General features: G+C 71.8%; 12 protein-coding genes and 1 tRNA gene. 10 read left to right on the forward strand and 3 right to left on the reverse strand.

From position 1 onward, the window contains the following. Positions 1–328: hypothetical protein (locus ABD419_RS18385; RefSeq protein ID WP_344489239.1), on the forward strand; the 328-nt coding region annotated here is incomplete at its 5' end. A gap of 26 nt (positions 329–354) precedes the next feature. Next, positions 355–660: a hypothetical protein gene (locus tag ABD419_RS18390; protein WP_344489244.1), complete on the forward strand. Its 306-nt coding sequence runs from the start codon at positions 355–357 to the stop codon at positions 658–660. 56 nt (positions 661–716) lie between these two features. Here ABD419_RS18390 and ABD419_RS18395 read toward each other — a convergent pair whose 3' ends face one another. Next, positions 717–2555, reverse strand: coding sequence for an acyl-CoA dehydrogenase (locus ABD419_RS18395; RefSeq protein WP_344489247.1), 1839 nt, complete (start codon positions 2553–2555; stop codon positions 717–719). Positions 2556–2841: 286 nt separating this feature from the next. Here ABD419_RS18395 and ABD419_RS18400 point away from each other — a divergent pair, with 286 nt between their 5' ends. Beyond that, a complete protein-coding gene (locus ABD419_RS18400; RefSeq protein WP_344489250.1) occupies positions 2842–2979 on the forward strand; it encodes a hypothetical protein in 138 nt (45 codons plus the stop codon). Between the two features lie 85 nt (positions 2980–3064). Here ABD419_RS18400 and ABD419_RS18405 read toward each other — a convergent pair whose 3' ends face one another. After that, positions 3065–4168: a PP2C family protein-serine/threonine phosphatase gene (locus ABD419_RS18405; protein ID WP_344489253.1), complete on the reverse strand. Its 1104-nt coding sequence runs from the start codon at positions 4166–4168 to the stop codon at positions 3065–3067. A gap of 496 nt (positions 4169–4664) precedes the next feature. Between ABD419_RS18405 and ABD419_RS18410 the strand changes: the two genes are divergently transcribed. The 7 genes from ABD419_RS18410 (at position 4665) to ABD419_RS18440 (ending at position 11769) form a co-directional block, all read left to right on the forward strand. Beyond that, positions 4665–5138: a GNAT family N-acetyltransferase gene (locus tag ABD419_RS18410; protein WP_344489256.1), complete on the forward strand. Its 474-nt coding sequence runs from the start codon at positions 4665–4667 to the stop codon at positions 5136–5138. 111 nt (positions 5139–5249) lie between these two features. After that, a complete protein-coding gene (locus tag ABD419_RS18415; RefSeq protein WP_344489259.1) occupies positions 5250–6083 on the forward strand; it encodes a S1 family peptidase in 834 nt (277 codons plus the stop codon). Positions 6084–6249: 166 nt separating this feature from the next. Beyond that, a tRNA-Gly gene (locus tag ABD419_RS18420) sits at positions 6250–6323 on the forward strand. Between the two features lie 347 nt (positions 6324–6670). Continuing rightward, the gene (locus tag ABD419_RS18425; RefSeq protein ID WP_344489262.1) at positions 6671–7951 is read left to right on the forward strand and encodes an extracellular solute-binding protein; all 1281 of its coding nucleotides are present in this window, start codon (positions 6671–6673) and stop codon (positions 7949–7951) included. A 122-nt stretch (positions 7952–8073) separates the two neighbouring features. Beyond that, positions 8074–8931 carry a carbohydrate ABC transporter permease gene (locus tag ABD419_RS18430; protein ID WP_344489265.1) on the forward strand — a complete coding sequence of 286 codons (858 nt, stop codon included), beginning with the start codon at positions 8074–8076 and terminating at the stop codon, positions 8929–8931. Continuing rightward, a complete protein-coding gene (locus ABD419_RS18435; protein ID WP_344489268.1) occupies positions 8928–9770 on the forward strand; it encodes a carbohydrate ABC transporter permease in 843 nt (280 codons plus the stop codon). Before ABD419_RS18430 ends, ABD419_RS18435 begins: the two co-directional genes overlap by 4 nt. Positions 9771–9867: 97 nt before the next feature. Continuing rightward, on the forward strand, positions 9868–11769 hold the full coding sequence (locus ABD419_RS18440) for a beta-propeller domain-containing protein (protein ID WP_344489271.1): 1902 nt from the start codon (positions 9868–9870) through the stop codon (positions 11767–11769). Positions 11770–11857: 88 nt separating this feature from the next. Here the strand turns inward: ABD419_RS18440 and ABD419_RS18445 are convergent, their stop codons facing one another. After that, on the reverse strand, positions 11858–13579 hold the full coding sequence (locus ABD419_RS18445; protein ID WP_344489274.1) for an ABC transporter substrate-binding protein: 1722 nt from the start codon (positions 13577–13579) through the stop codon (positions 11858–11860). Positions 13580–13733: the final 154 nt, after the last annotated feature.

A 13733-nucleotide genomic window follows, 5' to 3' on the forward strand; every position in this document is an offset into this window, starting at 1 on the left:
CGGCGCGGTCGGGTCGGGGCCCGGGGGCCGCGCGGGCGGCGTCGCCGTCCCGGGCGGGAGCGCCCCGCAGGGCCTGTTCGGACCGGCGGCCTCGCCGGGGGCCGCGGCGGGCGGCCCGGCCGGGCCAAGGGGCGGCGGTGGCGGCCTGTTCCACGGGCCCGCCGGGCCGCGGGGCGCGCTCCGCGCCGCCGGCGCGGAGGGCGGGGGCGGGCGGCCCGACGAGGACGACGATGACGACGAGGGCGAGGAGGGGCCGCCGAGCCTCGCCCACCGGGAGACCGGGAACGCCTGGGGCTATGTCAGACCGGGCGAGGACCCCTACAACTGACCGACTGCGGGAGAAGGAGCGAGACCATGGGCGAGCGCGTGTACGACCCGGCGGCGGTCGAGGAGTACCGGCTGTTCCTGCTGGAGCTCATCGACGAGCTGGAGGGCGCGGTGGTCCCGGTGCTGGCCGCCGGGACGCTGAGCCGGGCCCCGGCGCTGGGGACCGCGCCGGGCGCGGCCGAGGCCGCGGCGCGGTACCTGGACTTCCACGCCTCGATGTGGCGGAACCTCCAGTACCTGCGGGGGGCGCTGCACGGCATGGAGTCGGCGCTCGCGGGCACCGAGGGCGGCGACGACGGCGCGTTCTTCTTCACCGTCGGGACCGTCTCGTAGAAAACGGCTCGCGCCGCACCCACGGGGGGTGCGGCGCGAGCCGTGCGAACCGCTGCTCAGAACGCCCCGTCGGGGAGGTCCATCGGGACCAGGTCGGCCGCCTCGACGATCTTGCGGTCGGCGGTGACCCGCGGGAGCACCTCGTGGGAGAAGAACTTCGCCGCCGCGACCTTGCCGCGGTAGAAGTCGTCGTCCGCGCCCTCGTCGAGCCGGGCCTGTGCGACCTCGGCCTGGCGCAGCAGGAGCCAGCCGACGACGAGGTCGCCGACGGCCAGCAGCAGGCGCCGCGAGTGGAGGCCGACCTTGTACAGGTCGCGGGGCTCGTCGCCCATGGCGGCCATCAGGGAGGGCTGGAGCGCCTCGATGATGCCCTGGGCGTCGCCGAGGGCGCGGAGCACGCGCGCGCGCACGTCCTCCAGGTCCGCGTGGCCGTCCTGCGTGGACTCCATGATCTCGCCGGCGACGACCATGAGCGACTCGCCGTTGTCCTTGATGATCTTGCGGAACAGGAAGTCGAGGCTCTGGATGGCGGTCGTGCCCTCGTAGAGCGTGTCGATCTTCGCGTCGCGCACGTACTGCTCCAGCGGGTAGTCCTGGAGGTACCCGGAGCCGCCGAAGGTCTGGAGCGACTCGGAGGAGAGCAGGTCGTAGGCGCGCTCCGAGCCGCAGCCTTTGACGAGCGGCAGCAGGAGGTCGTTGACGCGCTTGGCGGTCTCGGCCGCGTCGTCGTCGCCGTCGGCCTCGGCCAGCACGGCCTTGTCCTGCCAGGAGGCGGTGTACGCGACGAGCGCGCGCAGGCCCTCGGCGTAGGACTTCTGCAGCAGGAGCGAGCGGCGCACGTCCGGGTGCTTGATGATCGGCACGCGCGGCGCGGTCTTGTCGGTCGACTGGAGCAGGTCGGCGCCCTGGATGCGGCTCTTGGCGTAGTCGAGCGCGTTCAGGTAGCCGGTGGAGAGCGTGGCGATGGCCTTGGTGCCCACCATCATCCGCGCGTACTCGATGATGAGGAACATCTGGCGGATGCCCTCGTGCTTGTCGCCGAGGAGCCAGCCCTTCGCGGGGGACTTCTCGCCGAGGGTGAGCTCCGCGGTCGCCGAGACCTTGAGGCCCATCTTGTGCTCGATGTTGGTGACCTTGACGCCGTTGCGCTCGCCGAGCTCGCCCGTGGCCGGGTCGAACAGGTACTTCGGGACGATGAACAGGCTCAGGCCCTTGGTGCCGGGCCCGCCCGCGCCCTCGACGCCCACGGGCCGGGCGAGGACGTAGTGGATGATGTTGTCGGTCATGTCCTGGTCGCCCGAGGTGATGAACCGCTTGACGCCCTCGATGTGCCAGGAGCCGTCCGGCTGGAGGTGCGCCTTGGTGGTGCCGGCGCCGACGTCGGAGCCCGCGTCGGGCTCGGTCAGGACCATGGTCGCGCCCCAGCCCTTCTCGACGAAGAGCTTCGCCCACTCCTGCTGCTCGGCGGTGCCCTCGCGGTAGGCGCTGTGCGCGAACGAGGAGCCCGCGGCGTACATCCACAGGGCGGGGTTGGAGCCGAGCACGAGCTCGGCGAGGGACCACCAGAGCATGCGCGGCGCGGAGGTGCCGCCGAGGACCTCGGGGAGGTCCAGGCGCCAGTACTCGGCGTCGATGAAGGCCCGGTACGACTTCTTGAACGACTCGGGCAGCGTCACCGAGTTCGTCGCGGCGTCGAACACGGGCGGGTTGCGGTCGCCCTCGACGTAGCTGGAGGCCAGCTCGTTCTCGGCGAGGCGGGCCAGCTCCGCCAGGATCTCTCGGGCGGTGGCCTCGTCCAGGTCCGGGAAGGCCTGGTGGTCGAGGATCTTGTCCGCTCCGAAGACCTCGAAGAGATTGAACTCCAGGTCTCGGAGGTTGTGGCGGAAGTGCGTCATTGCGGGTCCTCCATTACTCGGTGGTAACCCCCATCATATTACCCGTCAGTAATCTGTTCAAGGATCCCGCGCCCCCGCGCAGGTCGGCAAGCGTGTCGCGGTCGGATACCCGACACTTCGCCGCCCCGGCGTCGTTCGATCGGGTGATCGTGGAGGTCTCCTCGCACACGCCGTAACCGGCGCACTCGTGCCTCGTTGAACCGGGCATCAGACCGCCTGTGCGACGTCACCGCACCGGCAGACGGTACCTCCGCCGACCACCACCGCGCACCACCAGGAGCACCCCATGATCCGCGCCGTCGCCTCGCAGCTCGCCGCCCGCGTCGGACCGACCTACGTCGGCCGCCACCGCCGCGCCCGGCCCGTCCTCCACCGCGTCCTCCGGCTCCCCCTGCCCGTCCCCGCCCAGGAGGCCGCGCAGTGAGCCGCCGCCTGCCCGTGCGCCTCACCAGGCGCCGCCGCGCCCGCTCCCGGCTCGCCGCCCTCAGGCGCTGCCGGACCGGCCGCCCCTAGTCCGCCTCCGGGCGGTAGTCCAGCAGCAGCAGCGCGATGTCGTCCGTCAGCGGACCGCCCACCCAGCGCCGCAGCGCCGTCTCCAGCGACGCCAGCCCGTCGCCGGTGTTCCCGTGCCCGATCAGGCTCCACGCGCGCTCCCGGATCGGGAAGAACTCCCCGTCCTTGCGCGCCTCCGCCAGGCCGTCCGTGTACAGGAAGATCCGGTCCCCCGGCTGCAGCCGCACCGTCAGCTCCTGCGCCGACGGGCCCAGGCCCAGCGGCGGCGCCATCGACTCCGGCTCCAGGTACGTCGCCACCCCGTCGCGCACCAGCATCGGCGGCGGGTGGCCGCAGTTCAGGATCTCCAGGGTCCCGCCCCGCTCCTGGAGCAGGATCGCCGTCACGAAGTCCTCGTCGCCGCCGTTCCGGGCCACCGCGTGGTCCAGGTCGGCGATCATGCACCGCTGGTCCGCCCGTTCGAACGCCACGTGCCGGAACGAGCCCAGCACCGTCGACGACAGCCGCACCGCGTCCAGCCCCTTGCCCCGCACGTCGCCGATGACGATCCGCACCCCGTACTCGGTGTCCAGGGCCTCGTAGAGGTCCCCGCCGATCTCCGCGCCCGACCGCGCCGACACGTACCGGGCCGCGATGTCGAAGGGCCCCAAGCGCTCCCCGATCGGCCGCAGGATCGCCTGCTGCACCACCGAGGCCAGCTGCGCGAGGCGCCGCAGCCGGTCGTCGTCGCGCTCGCGCACCACCGCGACCGCCGCCGCGATCACCACGGCCACGGCCACCACGAGGAAGTCCACCCCGTGCACGGCCACGCCGTCCATGGAGAAGTCGTGCAGCAGCCACAGGTACCCGAAGGCCAGCGCCATGCTCGCGGCCCCGACCCCGGCCACCCAGCGCCACGGCAGGAACGCGGAGGCGGCCAGCGGAGGCAGGGCCAGCCACGACACCGCGTGGGAGTCGTCGCGGACCGACAGGCGGAGCCCGACCAGGACCACCACGACCGCGAACGCGGCGGTGAACGCCGACCGCACGGACGGCGCGGACCAGCCCCGCCACAGGTCCCCCCGAGCCGGGGCCGACCTGCGGCGCTGCGTAGTGCGCATGTGGATGCATGCCTCCTTCCCACCGGGATCGCGGGCGGAGCCCGCACTCGGCCGGGAGCCCCTCGTGGGGTCCCCGGTTCGGCCGCGGTGGCACCCGGGCCCTTCGGGCCGGAGGGGATCGCCGCGCCCTCGCACCGGCCGGGGGTGTCGTCAGCACCGGCCCCGGCCGCCGACGGTGCGAAGCCCGGAGTGCCGGACCCGTTTCGACCATCGCCGTTGAGAAGATCGTAGTGGTCGGCGCGGCGCTACCGGGCGTGGAGGACGTCGCCGCCCGGGTGACGGCGAAGTCGGTGCGTTCGGTCGAACCTAGGCGCCGAACGGGCTCGGGAACATCCTCCGTTCGGACAGGGTTTCGGGGCCCTGAACTGGGGCGCCGTCCGAGCGGCCGCCGCGGCGGGGGCGGCGCGGGCCCGACCTGCGGGGATTCGGAAGGCCCGTGGCAAACGTGACGAAAAGCGCTGGCGCGGTGACGCGCGGTCGTGCAAGTCTTGGGGCCGTGCAGTTCACGCTTTCCAGGACCCCCTACTCCAGCCCGGTCGCGCGCGCCCTCTGCGGCGAGGTGCAGGCCGAGTACGTCGTGCGCTACGGCGAGGGCGACATGACCGAGCTCGCCGACGCGGACTTCGAGCCGCCGAACGGCGACTTCATCGTGGTGTACGACGAGGCGGGCGAGCCCGTCGGCTGCGGCGGCTGGCGCTCGCACGGCGAGGACGCCGAGATGAAGCGCGTGTTCGTGCGCGCGTCCGCGCGCCGGCAGGGGCTGGCGAAGCGGATCGTGGCGGCGGTCGAGGCGTCCGCGGCGGCCGCGGGCCGCAAGCGCGTGATCCTGGAGACCGGCCCGATGCAGCCCGAGGCGGTCGCGATGTACGGCCTGCTCGGGTACACGCCGGTCCCGGCGTTCGGCTACTACGGCCAGGAGGAGGGCTCGATCCACCTCGGCCGCGAGCTCGGAAGCGACCTTCCACACTGATTCACTGAATTGCCAACGCAACCGGCAGGCAACCACTAAAGCCGCCGATAGCGCCTTTCGGACAGGACGGCCAAACGGCCCAACCCTCACATCCACCCCGAAAGGATCACAGTGGACAAGCAGAGGAAGCACCTGATCCGGCTCGGCGCCGGCGTCGCCGCAGGACTCGGCGCCGCGGCCCTCGCGTGGGCCGGCACGGCCGCCAACGCGGCGACCGACGCGCCCGAGAGCGACTTCGAGGCCCAGATCATCGGCGGCCAGCCCGCGGAGGAGGGCCAGTACCCGTGGCTGGTGGGCCTCGGCTCGCCCGGCGAGGGCACCCCGTGGGAGCGGCAGTTCTGCGGCGGCTCCGTGATCGCCGCGGACGTCGTCCTGACCGCCGCGCACTGCGTCGAGGACGCCTCGGCCGGGGACCTCGTGGTCTTCTCGGGCTCGGTCGACCTGGAGTCCGATGCGGTCGTGGAGACCGCCGTCGCGGACCTCCACGTCGCCGACTCGTTCAACGACCCGGTCGCGATGGCGAACGACTGGGCGCTGCTCAAGCTCGCCGAGCCGGTCGACGTCGAGCCGATCGCGCTCGGCACCGAGGCCGCGGCGTACGACGCCCTCGAGACCGCCGGGTGGGGGAACACCGGCTCCGAGTACCCGGTCGTCGCCGAGTGGGTCGAGGTGCCGTTCGTGAGCGACGCCGACTGCGAGTCGGCCTACCCCGGCGAGGTCGACGCGGCCTCGATGCTGTGCGCGGGCGACCTGGCGAACGGCGGCGTCGACTCCTGCCAGGGCGACTCCGGCGGCCCGATCATGACCCCCGCGGGCGGGGAGCAGGTGCTCGTCGGGATCGTCAGCTGGGGCTACGGCTGCGCCGAGGCCGGCAACCCGGGCGTGTACGCCGAGATCGCCGGCTTCGCCGGCGCGATCGACGAGGTCCTGGCCGGCTGGGAGTAGCGGTCTGAGCGGGGGCCGGGCGGCCGGAGACGGCCGCCCGGCTCCGACCGGTCCGCGGACCGCCCGGAGCGGACCGGAACCGCTTGCCGGCACACCTCCCGTGGGGCACCGAGAAGGCCCGTCGGGCCTTTTGTATACTCGGTGCGGCTCCGTTCAGGCGGAGTTCGCGGGTGTAGTTCATTGGTAGAATGCGACCTTCCCAAGGTTGAGAGGCGAGTTCGATTCTCGTCACCCGCTCCACGACGACTTCCACGGCCGTCCCGGTCTCCGGGGCGGCCGTTTCGCTTCCCCCGCCACGCGCGTTCGATTTCCGTTCGATTGATCTGTTCCGGACCCGACGTGCAATTCCATCGCCTCCGCCGACCCCCGCCGAGCTGGGTGAACGGTCACTCTGGCGACCTTCGCGAGCTGCGCATAGAGACCCCCTTCACTTTCTCTGAGGTCGCAGGTACGATGACCGCATCGAAAGTTTCCGATACTTGTCCCGAAAGTTTCGGATGGGCGGTGCCGTGGCCGTCGCGCGCCCCGGCGCCGCCCGTCCGGCCCCCGACGGACCGATCCCTCATCCCTCGAAAGGAAGACCCTCGATGCGAAACCCCCTTCTCCGGCCCCGGGCGCTCGTCGCCGCCGGAGCGGCCGCCGCGCTCGCGCTGACCGCCGCCGCGTGCGGCGACAGCGGCGAGAGCGACGCCGACATCACCTGGTGGCACATCCAGAACCAGGACCCGCTCATGTCCACGTGGCAGGAGTTCGCCGACGACTTCGCGGCCGACAACGACGTCACGATCGACGTGCAGGCCATCGAGAACCAGGCGTTCAAGGACCGCATGGGCACCGCCTCCCAGTCCGGCGACGTGCCCGACGTGTTCCACACCTGGGGCGGCGGCGTCCTCGCCGAGCAGGTCGAGGCCGGCCTCGTGCAGGACCTCACCGGGAAGCTCGACTGCATCGACCAGATCAACCCGATCGCCTTGGAGCCGTACACGATCGACGGCAAGCTGTACGGCATGCCGTTCGACGCCGGCGTCGTCGGCTTCTGGTACAACGAGGACCTCTTCGCCCAGGCCGGCATCACGCAGCCCCCGGCCACCTGGGACGAGTTCCTCGCCGCCGTCGAGGCGCTCAAGGACGAGGGCATCACCCCGATCGCCCTCGCGGGCGCCGACAAGTGGCCCGGCCACTACTACTGGACCTACCTGGCGATGCGCACCGTCGGCCTCGACGGCCTCGCGTCCGCGGCCGAGGCCGGGGACTTCTCCGGCGACGGCTTCGTCCAGGCCGGCCAGATGGTCGCCGACCTGGCCGCGCTGGAGCCGTTCCAGCCCGGCTTCGAGTCCGCCGTCTACGGCGAGGCCGACGGCCAGTCCGCGGTCATGGGCGAAGGCCTGGCCGCCATGGAGCTCATGGGCCAGTGGGCCCCGCAGGCCCAGCGCGACAACTCCGGCACCGAGGGCCCCGAGAACCTCGGGTTCTTCCCGTTCCCGACGGTCGCGGGCGGCACCGGCACCACCACCGAGTGGCTCGGCGGCGGCAACGGCTACGCGGTGGCCGCGGACGCCCCCGACGAGGCGCTCGACTTCCTGTGCACCCTCATGGAGCCCGAGAACTACACCCGCGCGATCGCCGAGGGCAACCTGACCCCGGTCGCCGCCGACGTGGCGGCCGTCGCGCCCGACCTCAACGAGGACACCCAGAAGGTCGTCGACGCCCTCGCGACCGCCACCGGCACGCAGCTCTACCTCGACCAGGCCTACCCGCCGGCCATCGGCGGCGTCATCAACGACGCCACCGAGGGCCTGCTGCTCGGCCAGCTCACCCCCGAGGACTTCGTGGCGATGGTCAACGAGGCCTGGGCGGCCGAGGCGTGACACTCAAGGAGTCCCCTCGGGTCTCCCCGGTAACGGGGCGCCCGGACCGCCGCGCGGGTTCGCGCCGGCGGTCCGGGCGCCCCGGCGCGGGGACGCTCGCCACGTTCATCGCGCCCGGCCTGATGCTGTTCCTGCTGTTCGTGATCCTCCCGGTGCTGTTCGCCGCGTACGTGGCGTTCTTCCGCTGGAACGGGCTCGGCGGCGTCCCCACCGAGTTCGTGGGGCTGGAGAACTTCCGGAACCTGGTGCAGGACGAGGTCTTCCTCGGCGACCTGTGGCGCCTGGCCCTCATCGTCGTCCTCTCCCTGCTCGTGCAGCTGCCGATCTCGTTCGGCCTCGCGATGCTGCTGCACCAGCGGTTCCCCGGGCGCACCGCGTTCCGGCTGCTGTTCTTCGTGCCGTACGTCCTCACCGAGGCGGTCACCGCGGTCCTGTTCCGGCTGGTGTTCTCGCCGCGGCGCGGGTTCGCCGACTCGTTCCTGGCGAACCTCGGCGTCGACGCCCAGATCGGCTGGCTCTCCGACCGGAACATCATCATGTTCGTCATCTTCGGGATCCTCACCTGGAAGTTCTTCGGATTCCACATGATCCTGTTCCTCGCCGGGCGCCAGAACATCCCCGACGAGCTGTACGAGGCCGCCTCCATCGACGGCGCCACCGGCGCGCAGGCGTTCCGCAGCATCACGCTGCCGCTCATGGGCCCCACGGTGCGCATGATCGTGTTCCTGTCCGTCATCGGCTCGGTCCAGCTGTTCGACCTCGTGTACGTGCTCACCGGCGGCGGCCCGTTCCACGCCTCCGAGACGCTCGCGATCACCATGTACGAGCAGGGCTTCCAGCGCAACCAGATCGGCTACGCCTCGGCGCTGTCGATCGCGATGTTCGTCATCAGCCTCGTGTTCGCGCTGCTCTACCAGCGATACGTCCTCAACCGCGACCTCCAGGGGTCCATCACCACCGCCGGGGGGAGCCGCTCATGAAGGTCACCACGCGCCGCGCGCGCCTGCTGCGCCACACCGGCTTCTACGTCGCCGCGTTCATCACGACCGCGTTCGTCGCGACGCCGATCCTGTTCGCGCTCCTCGGCGGCTTCAAGGACAACCAGCAGCTGCGCGAGAACGCCCTGGGCCTGCCGAACCCGTGGAACATCGAGAACTACACCGACGTCCTCGCCTCGGGCGCGTTCTGGCAGCAGGTCTTCAGCTCCGTGTTCATCGCGCTCGTCACCACGTTCATCGTGGTGATCTGCTCGGCGATGGTCGCGTTCGTGTTCGCCCGCTACGCCTTCCGCGGCCGCGAGGGCCTGTTCACGCTCTTCGCGGCCGGCATGATGTTCCCGTTCGCGGTGGCCGTGCTGCCGCTGTTCATCATCCTGCGGAGCTTCGAGCTGCTCAACAGCCCCTTCGGCGTGATCCTGCCGCAGGCCGCGTTCGGCCTGCCGCTGACGATCATCATCCTGCGCACCTTCTTCCGCTCCATCCCGGGCGAGGTGGAGGAGGCCGCGACCATCGACGGGGCCGGGCCGTGGCTGTTCTTCACCCGCATCCTCCTGCCGATGGCGCGCCCCGTGCTCGCCACCGTCTCGGTCCTCGCGCTCGTCGGCTCCTGGAACTCGTTCCTGCTCCCCCTCGTGGTGCTGCAGAAGTCGACCTGGTGGACGCTCCCGCTGGGCGTCACCCAGTTCAGCGGCCAGTACGCCTCGGACACAGCGAAGGTGCTCGCGTTCGTCATGCTCGCGATGCTCCCCGCGCTCGTGTTCTACGCGTTCGCCGAACGGCACCTGATCAGCGGCCTGACCTCGGGCGGCACCAAGGGTTGAGACACCGCCCGGCCGGGGTCCGGGGAGGCGGCCGCCTCCCCGGGCCCTTTTTCGCGCCCGGCGGGAACCGCGGCCCCGCCCGCGGCGTCCGACCGGCATGAAAGCGAAACTCCTCATCGCACTCGCGGGCGCGGCCTCCCTTGCCGCCGCCGGGTGCACCTCGCAGCAGGGCGACGTCGACCGCGTCGTCGACACCGTCCCCTGGGTCCCCGCCTCCGCCCAGCTCGCCACCTACGGCGGCTGCGACGACGCCCTGGAGGGCATCCAGGACGCCGCGCTCGCCATGATGGCCGAGTGGCAGCGCGGCGAGTACTTCGCGAGCGGCTTCGCGGAGGACGACGTCGCCCGCGAAGAGGGCGACATGGCCGCCGCGAGCGACGCCGGCGGCGCCTCCGGGCAGTCGGCGGACGCGTACTCCCAGACCAACAACCAGGTCGCCGGGGTCGACGAGCCCGACATCGTCAAGACCGACGGCACCTTCGTGTACAGCGTCGTCCAGAACACCCTCCGCGCCGTCGACACCCGCTCCGGCGAGGTCGCGGCCGAGCGGGCCTTCGACGAGATGTCATGGAGCCACGAGCTGTTCCTCGGCGACGGCGGCCTGTTCGCGATGTACACGCAGGACGTCGAGGCCGACGACCTGTACTACAGCGAGTTCCGGCTCGACCGGCTCGACCCCGCCACGCTCGACGTCCTCGACACCTTCACCATGGAGGGGTCCATGGTGGACGCCCGCATGGTCGGCGGCGAGCTGCGCTTCGCGGTGTCCTCGCAGCCGCTCATCCAGCCCGTCTACGACGTCCTCTACGCGGGGGCCGGGGACGCGGCCGACCTCGAAGCGGCCCTTCGGGACACGACGCTGGACGACTGGGTCCCCTCCTACAGCGTGAACGGCGAGGCCGGCGAGGTCGACTGCGCCGACATCGCCCACCCCGACCGGTTCAGCGGCTCCGCGGTCACCGTCTTCGGCCTCCCGACCTCCGGCGGGTGGGAGGACGTCGCCCCCCACACCGTCATGGCCGACGGGGAGACCGTCCACGGCACCGCCGACAGCCTCTACCTCGCCCACTACGACTACGGCTGGGGCGAGGACGAACCCGAGGCCGAGACCGAGATCTACCGGTTCCACTTCACCGGCGGCGAGCCGCTCCTCGCCGGCGAGGCCACCGTCCCCGGCTCGCTCCTCAACCAGTACTCGCTGAGCGAGTACGACGGCCACCTGCGGGTCGCCACCACCGAGAACCAGGCGATGTGGGGCTGGTGGGGCGGGTGCGGGCCCGCCGCCGACTGCGCGTGGGGCGGCGAGGTCGCGCCCGAGGACTCCAAGTCCACCGTCACCGTGTTCGCCGTCGGGGAGGACTCGCTCACCGAGACCGGGTCGGTCACCGACCTCGGCGTCACCGAGCAGATCTACGCCGTCCGCTTCATCGGCGACACCGCCTACATCGTGACGTTCCGCCAGACCGACCCGCTGTACACAGTGGACCTCTCGGATCCGGCGAACCCCGTCGTCACCGGCGAGCTCAAGATCACCGGCTACTCCGCCTACCTCCACCCGGTCGGCAACGGCCGCCTCCTCGGCGTCGGCCAGGAGGCCACCGAGGACGGCGTCACCACCGGCCTCCAGGTGAGCCTCTTCGACACCGCCGCCGACGAGGCCGCCGTCCTCGACCAGTACCTGCGCCCGAACGCGAGCTCCGCCGTCGAATGGGACCCGCACGCGTTCCTGTACTGGCAGGACGCGTCCGTCGCGGTCCTGCCCGTCACCGACTGGGGCGAGGACTACTCGAACTACACCGCGGGCGTGCTCGTTCTCGCCGTCGGCACCGACGCCCTGGAGGAGGCCGCCTGGATCGAGCAGGAGGTCGCCGACCCCTACGCCGAGGGCGTCGTCCGCGCCCTCGTCGTCGGCGGCCAGCTGTGGAGCCTCTCCTCGGCCGGCCTGCAGGCCAACGAACTCGGCGGCGACTACGGCCAGACCGCCTGGATCGGGTTCTAGGACCGGGGGAACGACGCGGGCCCGCGCCGCCTTTCGGGTGGCGGGGCGGGCCCGTCTGCGCCGCCCGCACGGCGGCGCGGGCCCGCGGCTACTCGACCGGGGCGATCCCGCCCAGCATCCGGACCGTGCCCAGGCCCCACATCTCGTTCCAGAAGCTCGGGTAGACGCCGGGCGCGAGCTCGGCGGTCGGCCAGCCGGTCCACACCGCGTTGCTCGCCTGCGACCAGGCGCCGTTGTACCAGACGGGGATCGCGGGCAGGTCGTTCACCGTGATCCGCTCCAGCTCGGCGACGACCTCCAGGTAGCGCGGGTCCTCGGCCGCGAGGGTCGACAGCTCGCGGGTGAGGTCCCAGGCCTCCTCGTTCTCCCAGCGGGAGAAGTTGCCGTTGCGCTGGACCTCGGCCACCGGCAGCTCGTAGAGGTGGTTGAAGTGGCTCCACGGCGAGTTCGTGATCCGGCTGCTGTTGTTGACGAGGAGGTCGAAGTCGCCGCTCTCGCGCGCGGCGTCGACCTCGGCGGCGTCCACGAACACCGCGGTGCAGTCGATCCCGGCGTCCACGAGGTCGGAGGCGATCGACTGCGCCGCCGCCTCCCAGTCGGTCCAGCCGACGGGCACGATGAGCTGGAGGGAGAACGGCTCGCCGTCGCGGTCCTCCACGAAGCCGTCGCCGTCCGCGTCGGCGTACCCGGCGTCGGTGAGGATCGCGACCGCCTGGGACGGCTCGAAGACGAAGGCGTCGTCACCGATCGCCTCCGCGTCGTAGTAGCGCTCCCAGACTGGCAGGAGTCCCGTCGGGTGCGCCTCGGTCACCATGCCGCCGTAGACGGCGTCCACGATCTGCCCGGGGCTGATCGCGAAGGCCACCGCCCGCCGGAACTCGGGGTCGTCCAGGGGCTTCCTGGTCGTGTTCGGGATGAGCATCGCCGTGTTGAACGGGATCATGAACGGCGGCTTGTCGAAGTACGTGGTCAGCGCCGGGTCCCCGGAGAGGTAGTCGGCGACGCCGGGCATGAAGTTGTTCGCCAGGTCGAGGCTGCCGTCGAGGAGCATGTTGAGGATGTCGGCGTTGCCGGGCGTCACCAGGTCCACGATGAACCGGGGCCGCGCCTCGGCGCCGAGCGCCTCCGCGGCCCACCAGTCGTCGCGCCTGGCCCAGGCGATCCGGCCCTCGTCGTAGCTGTGGACCCGGTAGGGCCCGGTGACCACGGGGTCGTCGTCGAGGGTCCCGGTCAGGAGCTCCTCGGGTGTGTACGCCTCGTATACGTGCTTGGGCACGATCTCGTTGGTGTACAGGAAGTTGTCCCACTCCTGATGGCGCGCTTCGGTGAAGCGGAACACGAGTTCCAGGTCGCCGGTGGCCTCGACGGACTCGAGCCAGTCCCAGACGCTGCCGTAGGGCACGCCCTCGATCCTGCCGAGCTCGAGGGTGAACGCGACGTCGGCGGCGGTGAACGGCTCGCCGTCGCTCCAGTCGATCCCCGGGCGCAGGGTGAGGAGGTACTCGCGCTCGCCGATCCACGCGCCGGACTCGGCGAGCCAGGGGGTGAGCCGCTGCTCGTGCGTGTCGAAGTGGAAGAGGTACTCGTACCCGAGGCCGCCGAGGCCGGTGACCTGGCCGGGGGTGATCGGGTTGAAGTCGCCGGGGGGACCCCAGGCGGTGCCGGTGGAGTAGAGGGTCTCGGCGCGGGGGAACTCGTCGATGCCGAGTCCGGCCGCGTCGCCGGACGCCGGCTCCTGGTCGTCGGTGCACGCGGCGGTCGCCAGGGCCGCGGTGGCGGCGAGGGCGGGAAGGTGTCTCCGCTTGGTCATGTGGGTGCTGCTTTCGAAGGGGTCGTCCGAGGGTGGTCCGCGCGGGTCGGATCGCGAACGCGAGAGGTGGGGAGCCGCCGTGTCGGGCCGCTCCGGTCGCCGGTACGCGAGAGGTCCGGCGCGGCGGGGTCGCCGCCGCGGAGGCGCGCCCTCG

It is taken from the genome of Glycomyces endophyticus (genome assembly GCF_039531525.1).
Classification (GTDB): Bacteria; Actinomycetota; Actinomycetes; order Mycobacteriales; family Micromonosporaceae; genus Glycomyces; species Glycomyces endophyticus.